Annotated in this window: 17 protein-coding genes; 6 read left to right on the top strand and 11 right to left on the bottom strand. The window is 45.4% G+C overall.

From position 1 onward, the window contains the following. Positions 1 to 20: 20 nt before the first annotated feature. A complete protein-coding gene (locus R3D00_02580; protein ID MEZ4772040.1) occupies positions 21 to 845 on the bottom strand; it encodes a DUF6089 family protein in 825 nt (274 codons plus the stop codon). A 263-nt stretch (positions 846 to 1,108) separates the two neighbouring features. On the opposite strand from R3D00_02580, the gene R3D00_02575 reads away from it, so the two are divergent. From R3D00_02575 to R3D00_02565, 3 genes are all read left to right on the top strand, one after another. Continuing rightward, positions 1,109 to 2,404, top strand: coding sequence for a dicarboxylate/amino acid:cation symporter (locus R3D00_02575; GenBank protein ID MEZ4772039.1), 1,296 nt, complete (start codon positions 1,109 to 1,111; stop codon positions 2,402 to 2,404). 140 nt (positions 2,405 to 2,544) lie between these two features. Next, a complete protein-coding gene (locus R3D00_02570) occupies positions 2,545 to 3,063 on the top strand; it encodes a hypothetical protein (GenBank protein ID MEZ4772038.1) in 519 nt (172 codons plus the stop codon). Beyond that, a complete protein-coding gene (locus R3D00_02565) occupies positions 3,063 to 3,419 on the top strand; it encodes an MmcQ/YjbR family DNA-binding protein (GenBank protein ID MEZ4772037.1) in 357 nt (118 codons plus the stop codon). Before R3D00_02570 ends, R3D00_02565 begins: the two co-directional genes overlap by 1 nt. A gap of 2 nt (positions 3,420 to 3,421) precedes the next feature. Here the strand turns inward: R3D00_02565 and R3D00_02560 are convergent, their stop codons facing one another. The 4 genes from R3D00_02560 to R3D00_02545 form a co-directional block, all read right to left on the bottom strand. After that, complete coding sequence (locus tag R3D00_02560) at positions 3,422 to 4,237, bottom strand: cyclase family protein (GenBank protein ID MEZ4772036.1); 816 nt, start codon at positions 4,235 to 4,237, stop codon at positions 3,422 to 3,424. A 23-nt stretch (positions 4,238 to 4,260) separates the two neighbouring features. Next, positions 4,261 to 5,355 carry a GNAT family N-acetyltransferase gene (locus tag R3D00_02555; GenBank protein MEZ4772035.1) on the bottom strand — a complete coding sequence of 365 codons (1,095 nt, stop codon included), beginning with the start codon at positions 5,353 to 5,355 and terminating at the stop codon, positions 4,261 to 4,263. A gap of 178 nt (positions 5,356 to 5,533) precedes the next feature. Then, positions 5,534 to 6,562 (bottom strand): polysaccharide deacetylase family protein, encoded by a 1,029-nt coding sequence (locus tag R3D00_02550; GenBank protein MEZ4772034.1) that lies wholly within the window; start codon positions 6,560 to 6,562, stop codon positions 5,534 to 5,536. Positions 6,563 to 6,564: 2 nt separating this feature from the next. Further along, entirely contained in the window at positions 6,565 to 8,139 is a 1,575-nt protein-coding gene (locus R3D00_02545; protein ID MEZ4772033.1) for an OmpA family protein, read from the bottom strand. A gap of 112 nt (positions 8,140 to 8,251) precedes the next feature. On the opposite strand from R3D00_02545, the gene R3D00_02540 reads away from it, so the two are divergent. Genes R3D00_02540 through R3D00_02530 form a run of 3 tightly spaced genes read left to right on the top strand, consistent with a single transcriptional unit; the run spans position 8,252 to position 10,436 of the window. Then, positions 8,252 to 8,905: an MBL fold metallo-hydrolase gene (locus tag R3D00_02540; GenBank protein MEZ4772032.1), complete on the top strand. Its 654-nt coding sequence runs from the start codon at positions 8,252 to 8,254 to the stop codon at positions 8,903 to 8,905. 11 nt (positions 8,906 to 8,916) lie between these two features. After that, positions 8,917 to 10,038, top strand: coding sequence for a hypothetical protein (locus R3D00_02535; GenBank protein MEZ4772031.1), 1,122 nt, complete (start codon positions 8,917 to 8,919; stop codon positions 10,036 to 10,038). A gap of 56 nt (positions 10,039 to 10,094) precedes the next feature. Continuing rightward, a complete protein-coding gene (locus R3D00_02530; GenBank protein MEZ4772030.1) occupies positions 10,095 to 10,436 on the top strand; it encodes a hypothetical protein in 342 nt (113 codons plus the stop codon). Positions 10,437 to 10,555: 119 nt separating this feature from the next. On the opposite strand, the gene R3D00_02525 is transcribed toward R3D00_02530, so the two are convergent. The 6 genes from R3D00_02525 to R3D00_02500 form a co-directional block, all read right to left on the bottom strand. Then, positions 10,556 to 11,050 (bottom strand): HigA family addiction module antitoxin, encoded by a 495-nt coding sequence (locus tag R3D00_02525; GenBank protein ID MEZ4772029.1) that lies wholly within the window; start codon positions 11,048 to 11,050, stop codon positions 10,556 to 10,558. 10 nt (positions 11,051 to 11,060) lie between these two features. Beyond that, a complete protein-coding gene (locus R3D00_02520; GenBank protein MEZ4772028.1) occupies positions 11,061 to 11,549 on the bottom strand; it encodes a hypothetical protein in 489 nt (162 codons plus the stop codon). A gap of 67 nt (positions 11,550 to 11,616) precedes the next feature. Further along, complete coding sequence (locus R3D00_02515; protein ID MEZ4772027.1) at positions 11,617 to 12,525, bottom strand: DUF72 domain-containing protein; 909 nt, start codon at positions 12,523 to 12,525, stop codon at positions 11,617 to 11,619. A gap of 113 nt (positions 12,526 to 12,638) precedes the next feature. Beyond that, on the bottom strand, positions 12,639 to 13,322 hold the full coding sequence (locus R3D00_02510) for a response regulator transcription factor (GenBank protein ID MEZ4772026.1): 684 nt from the start codon (positions 13,320 to 13,322) through the stop codon (positions 12,639 to 12,641). Then, positions 13,319 to 14,347 carry a histidine kinase gene (locus tag R3D00_02505; GenBank protein ID MEZ4772025.1) on the bottom strand — a complete coding sequence of 343 codons (1,029 nt, stop codon included), beginning with the start codon at positions 14,345 to 14,347 and terminating at the stop codon, positions 13,319 to 13,321. Before R3D00_02505 ends, R3D00_02510 begins: the two co-directional genes overlap by 4 nt. A 4-nt stretch (positions 14,348 to 14,351) precedes the next feature. Further along, complete coding sequence (locus tag R3D00_02500) at positions 14,352 to 17,879, bottom strand: M1 family aminopeptidase (protein ID MEZ4772024.1); 3,528 nt, start codon at positions 17,877 to 17,879, stop codon at positions 14,352 to 14,354. Between the last annotated feature and the right edge of the window lie 2 nt (positions 17,880 to 17,881).

The following is a 17,881-nucleotide window of genomic DNA, read 5'->3' as shown; positions in this document are numbered from 1 at the left end:
TTTTGAAGCAGGCATTTTTTTTAGTTATCACGCGAAGCGTAACGGCTCAGGTAATAAGTTACTGAAACCATCGTAAAGAAGTAACTATCGTTGGCATCAGAGTTACCGCGTTTTTCACCGGGTCTGAATATATCACCTACCGAACGCTCGGAAAGTGTAACCGCCAGCGGCCCACTTACTTCAGCCAGTGCTTCAAAATCTGGATAGACAGTGCTTACGTCATCCAGATAATCGGTGAAGGTGGTTCTGTAACCGATCTCAAAATTAATCCCGGCTTTTTCAGAAAGGCGAATGCTTGCTCCCAAACCTACAGGTACACTAGCCTGTACCAAAGAATAAGGACCTGCATTGCCAGGGATAAACTGCCCTTCAGTACCCAGAGGCTGGAGTTCATACCATTCATTGTTGTAAATAGCCTTAGGGTTAAACCGGAAGAAGGCGATTCCGCCAAAGATGTAAGGGCTCCAGTGCGGTTTGCCCTGCCATGCGTTGCCGAAGTTTTTGTCAGGCAGAAATTCGTAAACGACATTTCCGCTCAACTCAAACAAATTGCTTTTGAAATGGAGGTTTCTAAGTACCCGGGCACGGTCAAAGGCCGCGTTGTCATACGCACCGATCTGCCCAAATGTGAAGTTTACCCTAAAGCTAAGCTGCTGCACAATATACTTGCTGTAGCTGAGGCTTACAGCAGGTTTTAGCAGAGAGTTATTAAAATTATCGGTGAGATCACCATAATAATAAATCGTCCCCAACCCTGCGGAGATGGAATGAGTTCTTTGTCCGAAAGAGGTTGTGACAGCCGCGAAAACCAAATAGAGCATGAAAGTAATGGTTCTTGCATTCATAAATTTTTGTGGAATGTGTGTAATTAAACCTAAAAGGAGTTTTTAATATCGACAAAATGATTACACAAAATAAGCGAAATCCACAATTCGATTGACTTTTTATTTCCCGAACCGGTAAAAAACCTTGTTCAATCCGTCTGAATTCCAGTCAAATAGGTCAATCTTTATTTTTCAATCAGGCATTTCCGGTTGAAAGGGATGATCAAAATTTTCGATTCCTTCCAATATCTGCTATCTTTCAGCAACAAACTACCTGTACGAATATGAAGCTTTATACAAAAATCCTTATCGGCATGCTGGCTGGTATTGTGGCCGGATATCTTTTCAATCTGTTGGGATGGCAGGAATTCACAGTCTATACGGACTGGATGGGCACAGTCTTTATCCGTCTGGTAAAAATGCTTGTGGTGCCACTGGTGCTTGTCTCCTTGATATTGGGCTCTGCCAGCCTGGGTGATATCCGGAAAGTGGGGAAAATAGGGGTTAAAGCTTTTGTCTTTTTTATGTTTACCACAGCTGTTGGTGCGGGCATAGGTCTTCTGGTGGCAGATGTCGTGCAGCCGGGTAAAGGTCTGGCCAAAGAAAAAACAGAATCACTGGTTGCACAGTATCAGGAAGCTGCCTCATCAAAAATTGACGAGAAGGCTACACAGGCTTTGAAAGAGAAGAGTGCTTTTGAGAAGGTTATCGACCTGATGGTGAGCATGGTCCCGACAAATCCTTTTGAGGCACTGGCCAAAGGAGATATGCTGGGCGTCATCTTCTTCGCTTTATTTTTGGGGATATGTATGACGCTGATTCCTGTCGAAAAAGCCCAGCCGCTGATCAACGCCTTCGACGGCTTGAATGATGCGATCATCAAGATGGTGACACTTGCCATGGAAACAGCCCCCTACGGGGTTTTTGCCCTGATGCTCAATGTCGTCGCCAGTCTCGGGCTCGATATTTTGCTGTTGCTCACCAAATACGCATTTGCCGTACTCCTGGGGCTCGCCTTGCATATTGCTATTACGCATTTCAGCTTCCTTCGCTTTTATGTAAAGCAAAATCCGCTGAAGTTTATCTCAGCAATCAAAGAGGCCATTGTCATGGCCTTCAGTACAAGTTCCAGCAGTGCCACGCTTCCGATCAGTATGAACGTCGCGGAAACCAATCTGGGGGTCTCGCGGCAGGTCAGCAGTTTTGTACTTCCACTGGGTGCGACGATAAATATGGATGGAACCGCCATCTATCAGGCAGTAGCTGCCATTTTCATTGCCCAGGTTTTTGATATCCAGCTGAGTTTTGCCGCTCAACTTACCATTATCCTTACCGCTACCATGGCTTCGGTAGGCGCTGCGGGTGTCCCCGGAGCGGGTATGATTACCCTTGCGCTCGTTCTCAGCACTGCTGGAATACCGGAATCGGGGATCGCGCTGATTTTTGGGCTGGACCGGATTCTGGATATGTGCCGTACGGTCGTTAATATCTTTGGCGACCTGGTACTTACAACCGTAATGGCCAAATCTGAAGGAGAGAATGTTCAGATTACCCTCGACCACGATATCATTTCGGGATAGGTGAAAAATGCTAAATTTTGTGTCAAAACGCGCTTCCGGACACATATAAGGATATCGCCCTCCAGTGACTGTAACCTTTAGCAATATTGGGTAGTACCTAATAAGATACCTTTGCCTTTTGAATAAAAGTTCCGGAAAATATGCAAAATCTATACACCTTCTCCTCCTTTAGGATTTTTCTGATGGTTGTTTTTTTCCTTGGCAGCCATTCTGTATTAACCGCAGGAAATGAATGCCCGGGTGGGTGTATGATCAGGATTTCGGGGAAAATAGTCGAACAAACTTCCCGGAAACCATTTCGTCAGGCAAGTATTATTATTAAATCCGGCGATAAAGTGCTGGCAACACAGCAATCTGAAAAGGATGGAAGTTTCATTATCTATATTTCTCCCGAAAAAGTGCAGGAAAATAAGGTGGATGTGAAAATCACCTACATGAATCATATATTTGTAAGGCATAATCTGTCAGCTGATTCCCAGGATATTACTATCGAGATCAATGGGGCACTTTTGTTAAAAGAAGAGTTTTTCGACGAACATAAAATGCCGCTCCACAATCTCGAAAATCCGCAGGTCGGAAAAATCATCCTTAATTCTGACAAATTGCGCATTGACCCCAATTCTGTCACCCGCGATCTTTCCGCTCCTATTGGTTCATAATGAATATAGAAACTTTACGCAATTACTGTCTTTCCCTTAAAGGTGTTACCGAATCATTCCCTTTTGGCGAAGATACCCTTGTATATAAAGTGATGGGCAAAATGTTTGCGCTTTCCTCTTTCAGTAACCCCACGACAGCCAACCTGAAATGTGATCCGGAATACGCACTGGAACTACGGGAACATTATCCGGAGGCGATTTTACCGGGCTATCACATGAACAAAAAACACTGGAATACGGTATCACTCGTCGATAATCTTCAGGAATCACTGATCATTTCGCTCATTGACCATTCCTACGAATTGGTAGTAGCCGGGCTTCCTGCCAAGGTCAGGGCAGAATTGGAAAATATGTAGTATCATTCCGGATTGACGTGAAACAACCTCGGCCGGCTGGGCGAAGCGTCACTTACAAAAGGGGCAATCTGAAGGTTGAGCAAATACTGTCCGTCAGGAATTTCATCCGGCACGAATATCATTTCTGTTATCGTCCGATATGCACTTTCCCCTTCCACTGAACCTTCCTCATGCCCGGTGATTTCCCAGAAAATATGATGCGCCGATAGCAATCCTTCATCAAATAACCTGTCAACAGAAGGCATATCCACCAGTAAATGTTTGACCCCATAACTGCGGATCATCTGCATAGCTTCCAGTGAAAAAAATGGCGGTGCCTGAACCATATAGTCCCGGCTCTTTTTCCCTGTTTCATTGGGCAGGGTACGTATGACCAGCGCTTCCAGAAAATACCGATCCGAATGCGCCAGCGCTTCTGCCATGCTGTTGCGGGTAATTACACGATCTTCAGTATTAAAGGATGGCGCATAGGTATCGCGGGTCTTGGTGGCTCTTTCCGGAATAACAGAAATCAACGTTGCCGGAACCAGCGTATCCTTCAAGCGGTCGTGAACAGACAAACGCGTGCCGGTAATATGGCCGACACATTCTGTATGTGTGCCATTACAATGCGCAGTAAGCGAAGTTGTTTCAAAATTGCAACTGCCGCCCCGACGCACGTCACCTACAAATCCGCCCCCTTCGAAAGCTTTTGATGTTGCCGGGGGAATATTATACGTATTGGGTTGTGAGCCGTAAAAATCAAGCGGAATAGAAATATCCATTGCTTCAGATGCAACTGCGTATTTTTTTCCGGAAATATGTGCGTATAACTTCATGGAAATCAATTCAGTAAATACATTCAGGTAAACCCGCAATCTGCGTCACCGTCCTGAATTTCGATCTCCACAGGATCTACCGGACCAAATATTTTGGAGATGATAAAATGGCGATACGCTTTGCGGATGTGAAAAAAAGGCCGGCGGTTGGCGCGAAAATATTGAACAAGCGCAGGGTGAAATACGGTAAGCACCCGAAGTCCTTTTTCTTTCATCAGCCGGACTATCAGTTTTGCTACTTCAGCGATACGCCCATCTTCTACATACAGATAGGGGATTTTGAGGTTATTGCCCCGAACCGTCAGCATAAGATAACCCACGGTTTTTCCTTGTGAATCCGTCAGGCGAAGGTTTATGACTTCAAATCGCATATCCACAGCAGAAAAATGGTACCGGCTGCTGATACGATCCTCCCCCACTCCACCGAGCAGCCAGGGATACCGAATCATCCAGTTCAGGTCTTCCGCACTCCGACGCATCAGCTGGTTTTCCTGCCGGGCTTCGATAAATGCCCCCAACTCTTCGTCAATTTCGCGAATGACCTCCCAACTGATTGCAGGATTTGACTGCCAAAACCATAACCTCACTGAGATCAGGGTATTCACCATATTGTCGAAAAACCTCAAAACCGGCGTGAGCGATTTGAGTACAGGCTTTTTGCGGGGGAGAATGTCAGAGACAGGAAGGCGCAGATAGGCTCTGATTCCTTCCAGTTTCTTAAGATCGTCAAACACCCCCGAGTAATCATACAATCCTTTGGCCGCATGGGTAAATTCTGTTACCAGTATCCGCTCGCCCCATGCATCGAGAACCTGGGTCAGTAGTTTTTTGGCGATCCCCTTTCCACGCTGCAAAGGATCCACCCACATACAACTCAGCCAGCCCGCCTTGCGAATCTTTCCTCTCACATACAGGCTATCAGCTAAAACCCCCAGATAACCGACAAGTTTTTCGTCCTCATATGCCAGCAGGAGAATCATATCGTCCTTTTCGACCCGGGGATTATTGATATGCGAAATTGCCCGCTGTGGACTGATCGGTATCACGGGCATCTGCCGGTATTCCTCCGAAGCAATAAATTCCTGTAAACCGGCAGGTGTAAGTTCCCTGAAATCCATAACAAAACTTTATTCGTTGAATATAAGGAAATTTGTGTTCCACGCCTCAGAGAACTTTTAGACCAATAACCTCTGTGGGTCTCGGTGGTTTAAACCCAGAGAAACAAGAATAAACCACGGAGAACATCTGCAAGGGCAGACAGGCAGAGAACCACAGAGAGGTTTCAGTGCTTTTTCTCTAAATCCTTAAAATCTTATTCTTACCAAAAGGCATTTTCAACAGATAATACAGGTATTCGCCTTTCACGATTTTTTCTGCCGGGAGCAGCGTTCCTTCCATCGGCAGACGTTGGAGGTGTCGGGCAAAACTATCATTTTTTATCCCCGCACAACCAAAGGATACGGAAACTTTTTCAGACTCATACATTTGCTCAAAAAGCTTGCGGCCAACGCCAAAATCTGTAAAGGGAAAGGCAAATGTGTTTTCCGTGATTCCCAGCTTCGTCCGCAGATAAGCCAGACTCCGGTGAGTTTGCGACAACTGCTGTTCTGGAGAAATAAACTGATACTCCGGGTGATCAGCACTATGCGCACCAATGGTAAATCCCTCACGCTTCAGCGACTGGATCTGCCCGGTAGTCATATAGGGTCTTTGGGTGGAAAGAAATTCAGCGAAATCTGTTTCAAGCAAAGCTGCCGCTTCTTCGAAGAGGTTTTGCTGGTCATATCTCACGAGCAGCAGTCTTTCTGCCAAAGAAAGCCCCTCCGGGATTTGGTGGTCGGACAGCAATGTTTCGAGTCGGGAAAGAATGTTTTGAGAAAATGTATTTTTACTCAACCGATCTACAAGCAGGCTGGCTTTATAGCGGAAAAACAGCCCCCGGTTGTCCACAAAATCTGAATTGACAAAAAAGGCAGCGGGAATTCCCTTTTGCCGAAGAATGGGTGCAACCACCTCATAAATTTCCCTCAGCCCGTCGTCAAAAGAAAGGAAAAAGGAGGGTTTTTGAATAGGTTGTTCACCAGAGACATGCTTCTGAATCGCCTCGAAATCGAGCGGTAAAAAGTGCCGGAGAAAAAAATCCATGTCTTTGCTGAAAATCTGTTCATCTCGCACCGGGTATATATGCCGGATATGCGGCACTTCCTCATTTGTGCTGAGATGATATACAGGCAGCACCAGCCGTTGCCGGCTGAGATTACGCAGCAGCGAAAGCGAAATAGGCGCGGAAAGACCACCCAGCACAGGAACCAGCGAAGTTCGCATAGCTAGAACTGTTCCACCCAGATATGGATATCCACCCGGCGGTTTAGCTTTCGGCCTTCTTCCGATTTATTGGGCGCGGCTGCATTGGTATTGCCGTAATAGAGGATCTTAAGCCGGGAAGGAGACACGCCTTTGGCGATCAGATACGCCCGTACATTACGGGCGCGGTACTCTGACAATTGCCAGTTGTCGTCAAAAGTTCCGACGATGTCGGCATTCCCCTCAATGACAAGCATGAGGCCGGGATTTTCAGATAGAATCGTATACACCCGGTCAAGTTCGCGTTGTGCTTCGGGCAGAATATCTATTTTCCCCGACTCAAAATAAACCGTGGACAAACGGGTGTCGAGGCCTCCTTCCTTATTTTCCGATTCCGAGGCAGATTTCACCACTTCCTGCACGAGGGTAAAGTCCTGAGTGATTTCCTTGTAGTCTTTAACAGCAGACAAATCGATGGTTGCTGTGTCAGACTTAAATCCCGCTTTAGAAGCAATCAGCAGAAATGACCGGCCAACAGGAATCGTAGTCTGGTACTTTCCGGTAGAAGAGAATGCTCTGACGCCGCCTTCATCATTATTGTCAGGTAAGGAGACAACCCTGACAGAGGCGCCTACAGGAATATTTGTTTCGGCAATTTTTACTGTCCCAAACACCAGCGCGACCGGATCAGGGCGAATATTTTTATCGATTTTAATTCGGGCGATGTCGCTCCGGCCTACCGAACCTTTTTCAGTGGAAATATAGGCGTATTCTCCTGATGCAGGAATCGAATAGTTGGCCTCAAAGCCAGAGGTATTGACGGAAGGGCCCAGGTTTTCGGGTTTTGACCAGGTGAGCCAGGAATCGTCCAGTCTCCGGGTAACATAGATGTCAAAACTTCCCAATCCACCTTCCCGGTCGCTGGCAAAATAAAGGCTTTTATTGTCTGCTGCGATAAATGGCGAAGCATCACTACCAGAGCTGTTGACCGTTTGTCCGAGGCTTTTGGGACGAGTCCAGGTGCCATCCTCTTTTTGAAAACTGACATAGAGATCATTGGAGCGGCTGCCGGGCACTTCGCTGAAATAGAGAATCATGACTTTACCACTGTTGGCCATGTAGGCGCCAAGGAAAATGCCCTTCACCATATCGGTGAGTCCCTCGATCTTTACTGCGGAAGGCGCTCCCCAGCCTTCGCCGGTGCGCTCTCTGGTAGAAAAGCCCAGGCCTTTGTAAGCGCCATTTTCATAGGCGCCAAAAATAAAAATTGTATTGCCATCGGGGCTGATGGATTGGATACCATTCACCCGCTGGCTGTTGAAAGACTTTCCGAGGTTGGTTGCCGGCAGCCAGGTTTTTGTTTTAGGATCAAAAGAAGACACCCAGGTATCTTCAGTTCCACTGATACCTGCTTGATTCTGCGGATGATTTTTACGGGTAAAATATAAAGTTTTCCCGTCTGGTGTTACCACTGGTGCCAGATCATCGTATTCAGAATTGATACCTTTGCCCAGGTTCTCAAACTTAGGCTCGGTCTGCGCCTGGATTTTTTGGAAGAGACATCCCAACCCAAGCAGTAGAAAAATAATCTTTTTCATGTCTATGGTCCGATAAGGAGAAAGACTAAAGTCAGTTGTAGTATTTTGCCCCAAGTTAGGATTTTCGTAGTAATTTTACAGCCCGTCACATGAACCTTTTCCTTTATCGCTTATGATTTCCATTCAGACTTTCGTTTTTAACCCTTTTCAGGAAAATACATATATCGTCTCTGACACTTCCGGCGCCTGTGTTATCATCGATCCGGGGTGTTATTCCGACTCAGAGCAACGAGCACTTTCCCAGTATATAGAAAGAAACAAACTTGAAGTAGCACTGTTGCTCAACACTCATGGGCATATCGACCATATGTTGGGCAATTACTTCGTAAAAGAGACCTGGAAGGTACCATTTGTGACACACCGGCTGGTTGTACCCGAACTGGAAAGTACCCAGGCATATGGAGCCACGATGGGATTGATGGCTCACCCCTCACCTGCCCCCGACCGCTTTGTCGATGAAGGAGATATTATACAGTTTGGCGAAACGGAGCTGGAGGTATTATTTACACCCGGGCATTCTGCCGGGCATATTAGTTTTTTGCACAGGGCTTCGGGAAATATTTTCTCAGGGGATGTACTGTTTCAGGGAAGTATCGGTCGTACAGATTTGCCGGGTGGATCATTTCCCCAGCTGATGAAAACCATTTATGATAAGTTTCTCACGCTCGACGATGAAGTGATCGTAAATTGCGGACATGGATTTTCGACCACCATCGGAGAAGAGCGCAAAAGCAATATGTATATTCTGAACTATCCGCCTGCTTAAACCCGGATGATATGAAAACCTCTCTCTCTGTTTTCCTGCTTTTTTGTCTCCTGCTGTTCTCCTGCGATACCAATCCTTCTGAATCAGCCGCTTCAGCATCAGGCAGTCTCGCCAACATGACCGGAAATAGTGTGCGAAGTTCTCCATCGACAGGCTTTGAACGAAGTCTGCTTCTGAAAGGCAAACTAGGTGAAGATCTGCTGGAAATGAGACTGAATATCAATGGCTCATTGGTCACAGGACAATACCAGGTTGGAGAAGATCAAAAAAGTGGCCGGATTTCAGGGGAAACCGACTACGTCAACTATCAGCGACTCGCTATGAAGGAGTTTTCTGAAGGCGGGACACATACCGGCACTTTTACCGGAGAATGGAATGAGGCGCAGCAGCTTTCAGGAGAATGGGTAAGCGCAGACGGTTCCCGCCATACCCCATTCCTCGTTCAGCCAGAAACAGCTTCTTTGTATTATGTAGAAGAAGGCGGAAAAACCCGGGAAATCCGTGTCGCGTACCGCTCGACTGCCATGGACGCTCCCGACAAAAGCTGCCGTATCACCTATGTATTTCCTTCGTTTGAGGGATTTGCCTCTGCACAGCTTGAGCGAAACATCAACGAACAGTTTAAACCCGCACCGGTCGCCGCGCGTGCAGCAGAACTTGAAGCATGTATGGCCCATGGAAAAAAAGATGGGCAGGGTTCATCTATTACCTATTCTTTTTCGGTGAATAGCCTTTCCGCTGAGCTGCTAAGCGTTTCGCTCCACAGAGATGAGTTTTCCATCGAAACAGAAAAAAGCCTTCGACATTCGCAAACAAAGAATATTGACCCCAGAACCGGAATCCCATACAGCCTGAATCAATTATTTGCCGGAGATTATCAGGCATTCTTTAAGACCTCGGTTACAGAATATCTGAGGACTTATGCAGGGCACGAGTTAGGGCTTACTTTTGAGGGGCTGGATGAAAAGAGCAATATTAACATATATAGCGATCAGATTGTTTTTCACTTCAATCCTGGGGAGAATGGCCCCTTTTCTGCCGGAGAAATGCGGATATCCTTCACCGCTGAACAGATTCAGCCGGTATTGAACGCGGCAGGGCCGCTGAGGTTTATGGTTGGGCGGGCGGATTGAGAGGAAAACCTTTGGGTTACAAGATTGTTAAAGTCAGAAATACTTAAATAATCATTATGAAAAACACAGCATTATTTTTGTGTATTCTGGCTATTTTTTTAGGATCAGCCAATAAGGTATTTTCCCAGCAGCGGGAAGATTCACCCTCCGTGAAGTTTACTTTGCAAAATTCAACGCTGAAATCCATTCCACTGATCATCCCCAGTGTTATGAATCCCAATCTATCACCATTTTCAAAGAGTGGCGTTGAGGTAAAAATAGGACAGGAAATACTGTTCAGGGAAAACGGAAAAAACTATACTTTGCTCATCGTAGATGAGAAAATAAAACCCGATCAGGTGATCGATGTTGCCGCCTTGCTCAAAGATCGGAGGCAGGAACTTGGGCTCAAAAAATGATCGTTGACTCCAGGCTGAAGATTCCCCCCATCAAAACAACAACATCTGCTTTCCCGGCTCTTCAGGGATGCCCGGGATTCGCAGATTGAGATTAAACTGAGAGGATTAAGATGAATGCCTCATCCCGCTTTTTTCAGGAGATCTGCCAACTGATATTTTTGGTATTCCGTTGCATTTTGTTGGTGAATCTCCCAAAGTTCTCCTCTATTCTGAATGTTTAGCCAAATCTCAGGCTCCATATTAAAAATATGGCCAAGCTTTAGAGCCACATCATAATTGATTTTCCGGGCGCCACTTAAAAGCGCACTTAAATTAGAATTTTTACAGCCGATATAGGCTGCAAAATCTTTGTATGATACACCGGTAATCTCGATAAATTCTTTTAGGAATACGCCAGCAGGTATGATTGTTTCAGGAATCCCTTCCTTAAGGTAAGTCTCCATTTTATATTTTAACCCCTTAATCCGAATCTGAATCTTTTCATCAACAGGTATTTTTGCTGAATGATTAATAATCTTTTCTTTCAGCATGCGAAAATCCTCACTATTCGGATTGATCAGGCCTGATCCTGAACCAATAAGGCCATCTTCCCATTCATGATTTATTTTGTTCATATTCTCTGATTTAAGATTCTAAATACTGGGAAATTAACTTTCCCCCCTGGACAGGATCTATAAACATCTTCTGCCCCATTGCCGCAGTGGCCCCATATTTTTTCTCATATAACGGAATCAGCTCTGTTTTGCTCTCAAAAGTAAGATATCCCTGATAGTTTCCTTTACCGTTTTCAAGGCCATACCGACAACCAAAAGCAATCAATATACCCGCTACATACTCATATTTTTTGCTCGCTCCGATGTTATGTGGAGCAAGCTCAAGATTATTCATAAAAACCATTTCTTCAAAATAGACTGATAACATTACCAGACCCTCTATCTTTTCAGGAGTCTCATCCAGTGTAATTTTAAAGACAGACGCACCTTCTGTTTTCAGCAATTCTTGCCAATTAAAATTCCAGCCATTTTTTTTCACTGGCATATCCTGCTTATCAGCCCGACCAATTGTAGCGAGGCGGATTACGCCAGCTTCTACTTCAAGTAGTTTTACCTTCATTTATAAATAACACTCCCGAAAGTTATCAAATTTTGATAACAAATTCAAATTTTTATCATCTATATACTCAAAACAACTGCATCTGCTTTCCCGGCTCTTCAGGGATGCCCGGGATTCGCAGATTGAGATTAAACTGCTTATTGAGTTTTTGAATGATATAAGTGCCCATTTCCGGGGCGAAAGTATCGTCGGGTTCGTGGACAAAAAAGTAGAGTTTTTCCAGTCCCATTTCTACCCACTCCGCAATGCGGGTTATCCAAAGATCGGCGCGGGTATAGTCGGAGGGAATAAGGCCATTGCCCACAAAACGTATCATAGCTGTGGAAGAGCTCAGCGAATGATGCAGTACATCACGCCTCCCGGCTACATCGGTGATTACAGTGGAGATCTGATGTTTTTGCAGCAGTTCTTCGACCTCGGGAGTCAGCCGGTGGTCGTCAAACCAATCAGGGTGGCGAAACTCGATTGCAAGAGGAAGAAAGGAGGGAAAACTCTGTACAAATGAGCGCAGATATGGCAGAAGATTGGGGCCAAATGATTCGTGAAGCTGGACAAAGGCGCAACCGAGTTTTTCGCCAAACAGCGCTACAACATCCGCAAACAAGTTGATCTCGTCGTCGCAGTTGACGAGTTTACGGTAGTGGGAAATGCTTTGAGGTACTTTCGGGCAAAAGGCAAAGCCGGACGCGGCCATTTCCTCCCAACGCCGGGCAATCTCTGACGAAGGCACGCGGTAGTGGGTGGAATTAAGTTCAATCGTATTAAAGGACTGCGAATAGTATCGCAGATAGTCGGCGGGTTTGGCGCCTTTGGGGTAAAGTTTGCCGGTCCATGATTTGTTTCCCCACATAGGACAGCCGACATACGCATGAAAATTGCCTTTAGCCTTTCCGCCCAACACCTCCGAAATATGGCCGGGATTGGCGGGAAGTTCGAAGTTTATATGGCTGATGTCAGGGAGTTTGCCGAATTTCATGGGTGTAATATCAGGCTAAATACCATTTTAAAAAACTGTATGATGGTACTTTTCATTATTCTGACCTACCAAATATACAAAATAAAATCTGATTAAAAGTTTCGGGCAAAGGCTCAAAACGAGTCGATCACTTTCAGAAATTTTTCTTTAAACGTACTTCCTATGGTAATTGCCGTACCATTTATATATACATGGTTGTCTTCGATCTTTTCGATATGTCTGACAGCGACAATGTAAGAGCGATGAATCTGTACAAACATCGGTGCGGGCAAAAGGTTTGCCGCTTCGGAAAGAGAAGATCGAACGAGAATTTTTTCCGATGTGGTTACATAACTGATATAATTCCCTTCACCCTGAACATATAAAATGTCGCTGAAGGATATCCGCTTTTTCTGATTGCCTGCATTTACAAAGAAAAAATCGGCAGGAGCCGGCACAGTATGTTTCATGCGGTTTCGGGCTTTATTCACCGCCTGTAAAAATCTGGCCTGGTCAAAGGGTTTCAACAGATAGTCCACCGCCTCTACTTCGAATCCTTCGAGTGCATATTCACTGTGGGCGGTAGTAAATACAATCATTTGCTCCAGCGAAAATTTTTTCACCAATGCAAGCCCGTCAACACCTGGCATATTGATATCCAGAAAAATCAGGTCTACCGGATGATCCTGCAAATAAGTAATCGCACGCAATGGGTCGGAAAACGTCTCCACAAGTGTAAGGTAAGGGATGCCCGAAGCGTGACTCCGTATGATTTCCAGCGCTTTGGGTTCGTCGTCTATAGCGATCGCCTGTATCATGGATGTAAATTTATTTCCAGACGCGTAGTGTGAATGCCTTTTTGGTGATCGATAGCAAGATCGTGTTGTCCGGGATAGAGCAAGTCCAATCTGCTTTTTACATTTTGAAGCCCGATCCCGGTGCGTTCATCTGTAGTGCTGCCTGGCAAAATACTGTTTTTAATCGTCAGCACCAGCATTTCTTCGCTGATCGCAAAATGAATATGGATAAAGGTGTCATCGGTAAGGCTTACCCCATGCTTAAATGCATTTTCGACAAAGGGAATCAGCAGCATGGGGGCAATCTTTTTGTCCATCCATGATTCTGTTTCGGGCGCCATCACCCACTCGATCCGGCAACGTTCAGGAACCCTTAACTGCTGAAGGGTAATGTATTTTTCGATAAAATCCATCTCCTTACCCAATGAAACAAATTCTACCTGAGAGTCATGCAGGTTGTACCGCATCAAGGTGCCGAGTTTGGCGATAGCATCTGCAGTTTTCCCGGCCTTTTCCTCCAGCGCAAGTGCATACAGCGTATTGAGCGTATTAAACAAAAAATGGGGATCTACCTGCGATTTGAGGAATGCCAGTTCAACTTCCAGCTTTTCTGACTTCAATTTTTCGATATAACCCAGATTGAGCACCCAGTCTCTGGTAAATATATACACCAGCGCAAATAATACGCCCAAAATCATTAATCCCAAAAGTAAACCCAGGTCATCTGAATCTTCACCTTGTACACCCAAATGAATCAAAATGCCCGCAGAAAGCATGGCTGCTACTATGGTTATCAATGCCATCAGATACGTCGCCCATCTCTTTTTTTTCAAAAATGCCGGAATCAGCCAGAGGATATTCACATAAAACACAAAAACAGAAGCAATGATGGAGTAGCTGTGAATAATTTTAACTTTCAGAAGATTTTGGGAGAACCAAATCTCACTCATCGTCAAAAAGACCAGAAACCACCCGGCAGCATGCAACAGTTTCTCCCAATGTGCGGCGAGCCAGGTTTGGATAGTATTTAATATTCCTTTTTTCACTTTTCTATTTTTTGCGGGGTTGAACAGCGATCATATTATCAGCGGGATTGTTGTCGATGAGTTTGATCATAGGATCGATACCCGCCTGCAAAGGCATTTCGTCAACGATCAGGGTCAATGTATTTTGGGTTTGGGTAATTTTATGTTTTTGCAGATAGAGTTTCCGTGGCTGGCCGGTATGGTCTGGTTCTGTAAAAATACCGATTTCGATATAGTCTGCCAGTAGCCGGTCGTCATCTCCGAATTTACGAACGGCAAAGGCCAAATCCACCTGATATTTCCCATTTCCCAACCTATGAGCCGTGGCTGTAAGCATTTGATTGTCGTAAGAAGTAACCGTTTCAAATAAGTCGTGGATCAGATACTGTAAGGAATCAGGGGTTCCTGTTTGGATGAAATCTACCAGTTCGGCGGAGGTCGCATAAGGCGCGCACTGAAACCGCACTTTCTCCAGCCAGGCTTTGAGCAGGTGGTGAAACTTTTCCTCCCCCAGATAATCACACATGGCGTAAAAAACCAAGGAGCCTTTCTGATAGGGAATATAACTTTTCGCCAGCCCGGTATTGTACATCAGTGGCTGCTCATCGGCATCTTCGGCTCTGTTTTTCAGGTAGATTTTCAGCGCTTTTTCTCGAAACATTCGCCCCTGGTGTTCGCCAAACTCCTGCTCCAGTACTTTCAACGAGGTGTATTCAGCCAGCCCTTCTGTGATCATGCGACTACCCGTCACACCCGCAGGAACGACCTGATGGCCCCACCACTGATGAGACAGTTCGTGCGCAACGCCGATAAAAGGAAAATTTAACCCCCGCAACGTGTCAATATCCAGCACAAAACCAATTTCTGTGTAAGGAATTGTATTTGCGAATGACTGCGCATATTCTCCCAAAGCTCGTGAAAACTCGACGACGGTGATCTTTTTATGCTGGTAGGGGGCAAAATGATTTTCGTTGTAGCTGAGTGTAGCTTTCAGTCCACGCATCATATGGCCCAGGTTGTACGCATGCCCTTTGTGGTAAAAAATTTCCAGATCCTTGCCGTTCCATTTTTCCCTTTTCACCTCATACAGGCCGGAGAGAAATACATAGTCATTGGTCACCTTTTCCCGGGATTTATAGGAAAAATAGTGCCGCCCATTTTCGCGCCATTCTTTCTGTAAATAACCTGGCGCAATCGCTGTGTGGCCGTCAGATGTACTTACAGTTGCTTCAAAGTCAATATAGTCTGAATCTATCGACCGGTAGTGATTTTGGAGGGCGGAAGCGTCAGTATGAGAAAATTGTATATCGTGCGATTCATACCCAAGCCCCGGAAAAACCACGGAAGTCATAAACGTCCCGTCTTTCTCCACTTGCGTATTTTTAATTAAAATTGTAGCGGGTACCGGTTCAATTGCAAAATGCAAACGCATGCTATCACCGGGCTGAAGACCATTTTCCAGCAGGACAATATCAACAAACGCGACCGTATCACGGGTGAGAGTCTTTGAATTTTGGTCAAAATGGTAAGAAGTTTTTACCTCTCCGGCATAATGAATCAGAAGTGTATCGATGACCTTTTCAGAAACATTTACCATTGTATATTCTCCTTCGGCGTGATATCGGAATGATTCGGGAAACAACTCCATATTTATTTTTACCGATACAATCCGCGGCTGAAGAAAATGAACATATCTGCCGTATTTACGGTCGGCTTCACGGGAGATGGCACTGGTTTCATTTTCTGTTAACATTTTTAAACCCGTGTGTTCTGCCTGGTAAAGGGCAAGTCCTGTTGACATAAAAAGCGTGGTCATGGTGCCGAGATAAATCAATATATTCCCCTTCATGCGCGAACTGGCAACAGATATTCTTTCTGCGAATGACTGGGGCAAACCTCTGATCCAAAACAGCAACGCACCACCAAACAAAATCAGCCCGAAAAAGCTCCAATAGATTTTATAGAGAAAATACGGCGTAAGCGAATAACCATAACCGCTCAGGTCAGAGTATTTGAGGAAAAAAGAGGGGTCGGGGTTTTCGTTAAACCGAAAAAGCCATTCGTTTACCCCCAGTGCAGGAAGATTGGAGATTCCAAAAGAGCCAATAATCAGGGCAAATAAACCCAAATAGGGGTTGGTAAAAATGGTCTGAACCAACACCGCAGCAAATGCCCAAATGACAAATCCTATCAGATGAATACCCAGCAGGTCAAAGAGATAATGCCCGATCTCAAATTGATAAAATCCCAGCCAGGCCTGTACCAATATTCCCACAACCATAATCAGGGACAGCAGCAAAACCTGCATCTTTACCAGTGCCAGAAACCGGGACAGGAGTAAGGTAACATTCGCAGCAGGCGTTGCGTCCACCCATTCATTCATCCGGAAAACAGTGGGCCGGTGAACGAGAATGCCTGCATACAAAAACGTCATTGCCTGTATCAGCAGGGAATAAAACAAAACCGGAAACGCCAGCATTACCCAGGTAAAAGGCATGATCCGGGCGCCGTAAGGCGGATTCATCTGAAAAAGCAGGATGAAAGTAAACAACACCCCTACCGCCAGAATGCTGATAAAAGAACCGCTTTTCACAATGCTTCGAAACTCTATATCGGATATTTCCCAGGCTGTTTTTAGCTGGTGAAAAAAGGAAAACTGATACTTCACTTCCGGCAAATGGGTTTTGATAACGCGGCCAGATTCCAGATCAGACACATTCACTGTGCGTTTATTTTTTACACGAAAAGAGAAAGCCTGCTGGCTGAAGGAAAACCATTTGTAAACCCATATGGACAAAAGTGCCGTAATTCCTATCCACAACAACCGATTGAATATTATCCACTCTCCCAATGGAAGCGGCAGTTGGTTTTGTTGGGCTACCGTGTGGTGACGGGTATAAAACAAGGTGGCCCATTCGCCCAATGGATCAAAAAGAGAGACTACCCCACCCTCTCGCGCCAGGACTCTCGCAGCAGTTTCCCGCAAGACCAGTAAAACTACTACCGAAATAAACCCTGTGTGCAGATTTCGGGATAAAAGAGTTATGGCAAAAACCACCAGGCCAAAGAAAAACACATTAGGCAAAATATAGACGCCGTAAATATGAACATATACCCCCGGGTCGAACGCAGTTACCCGTGAAGGCACGACTCCGGGAAGGTTAGCTCCTGCGACAAACCCGGCTCCGATCACTAATGCGATCAGAAAAACGACGATATATGCGCTCGAAAATTTGGCGAGGAGGTAGGTAATTTTGGTAAAAGGATACGTGTATAAAACCTTGTACATATTGCTCCGGTAATCCCGGCAGACCGAATTTCCAATGATCGCAGGGATTATAAAAAGCAGCAGCTTGAGAAAAAGATTCATGAGAGAGTATATCCCTTCGGGCGAATTGGCCAATAGCAGAGAATGGGTTGAATCTTCTCCGAATATGCCTGCGGTTCCGGCCATTGTTCCTGTTGCCAGCAGAAATAACACGAGGCTGTACACATATACAGAAGGGTTTTTCGACCAGTATTTCAGTTCCTGGGAGAAGATAATCGTAAACATAA

Source organism: Bacteroidia bacterium (genome assembly GCA_041391665.1).
In the GTDB taxonomy this organism is placed as follows: Bacteria; Bacteroidota; Bacteroidia; order J057; family J057; genus JAGQVA01.
The sequence above is the reverse complement of the archived record's forward strand: the minus strand, read 5'-3'. Positions and strand labels throughout refer to the sequence as shown.

What these genes read in the sequence shown, in the direction of transcription:
- R3D00_02580 (MEZ4772040.1), bottom strand. Translation starts at nt 845, where the DNA reads ATGAATGCAAGAACCATTACTTTCATGCTCTATTTGGTTTTCGCGGCT.
- R3D00_02575 (MEZ4772039.1), top strand. Translation starts at nt 1,109, where the DNA reads ATGAAGCTTTATACAAAAATCCTTATCGGCATGCTGGCTGGTATTGTG.
- R3D00_02570 (MEZ4772038.1), top strand. Translation starts at nt 2,545, where the DNA reads ATGCAAAATCTATACACCTTCTCCTCCTTTAGGATTTTTCTGATGGTT.
- R3D00_02565 (MEZ4772037.1), top strand. Translation starts at nt 3,063, where the DNA reads ATGAATATAGAAACTTTACGCAATTACTGTCTTTCCCTTAAAGGTGTT.
- R3D00_02560 (MEZ4772036.1), bottom strand. Translation starts at nt 4,237, where the DNA reads ATGAAGTTATACGCACATATTTCCGGAAAAAAATACGCAGTTGCATCT.
- R3D00_02555 (MEZ4772035.1), bottom strand. Translation starts at nt 5,355, where the DNA reads ATGGATTTCAGGGAACTTACACCTGCCGGTTTACAGGAATTTATTGCT.
- R3D00_02550 (MEZ4772034.1), bottom strand. Translation starts at nt 6,562, where the DNA reads ATGCGAACTTCGCTGGTTCCTGTGCTGGGTGGTCTTTCCGCGCCTATT.
- R3D00_02545 (MEZ4772033.1), bottom strand. Translation starts at nt 8,139, where the DNA reads ATGAAAAAGATTATTTTTCTACTGCTTGGGTTGGGATGTCTCTTCCAA.
- R3D00_02540 (MEZ4772032.1), top strand. Translation starts at nt 8,252, where the DNA reads ATGATTTCCATTCAGACTTTCGTTTTTAACCCTTTTCAGGAAAATACA.
- R3D00_02535 (MEZ4772031.1), top strand. Translation starts at nt 8,917, where the DNA reads ATGAAAACCTCTCTCTCTGTTTTCCTGCTTTTTTGTCTCCTGCTGTTC.
- R3D00_02530 (MEZ4772030.1), top strand. Translation starts at nt 10,095, where the DNA reads ATGAAAAACACAGCATTATTTTTGTGTATTCTGGCTATTTTTTTAGGA.
- R3D00_02525 (MEZ4772029.1), bottom strand. Translation starts at nt 11,050, where the DNA reads ATGAACAAAATAAATCATGAATGGGAAGATGGCCTTATTGGTTCAGGA.
- R3D00_02520 (MEZ4772028.1), bottom strand. Translation starts at nt 11,549, where the DNA reads ATGAAGGTAAAACTACTTGAAGTAGAAGCTGGCGTAATCCGCCTCGCT.
- R3D00_02515 (MEZ4772027.1), bottom strand. Translation starts at nt 12,525, where the DNA reads ATGAAATTCGGCAAACTCCCTGACATCAGCCATATAAACTTCGAACTT.
- R3D00_02510 (MEZ4772026.1), bottom strand. Translation starts at nt 13,322, where the DNA reads ATGATACAGGCGATCGCTATAGACGACGAACCCAAAGCGCTGGAAATC.
- R3D00_02500 (MEZ4772024.1), bottom strand. Translation starts at nt 17,879, where the DNA reads ATGTTTACGATTATCTTCTCCCAGGAACTGAAATACTGGTCGAAAAAC.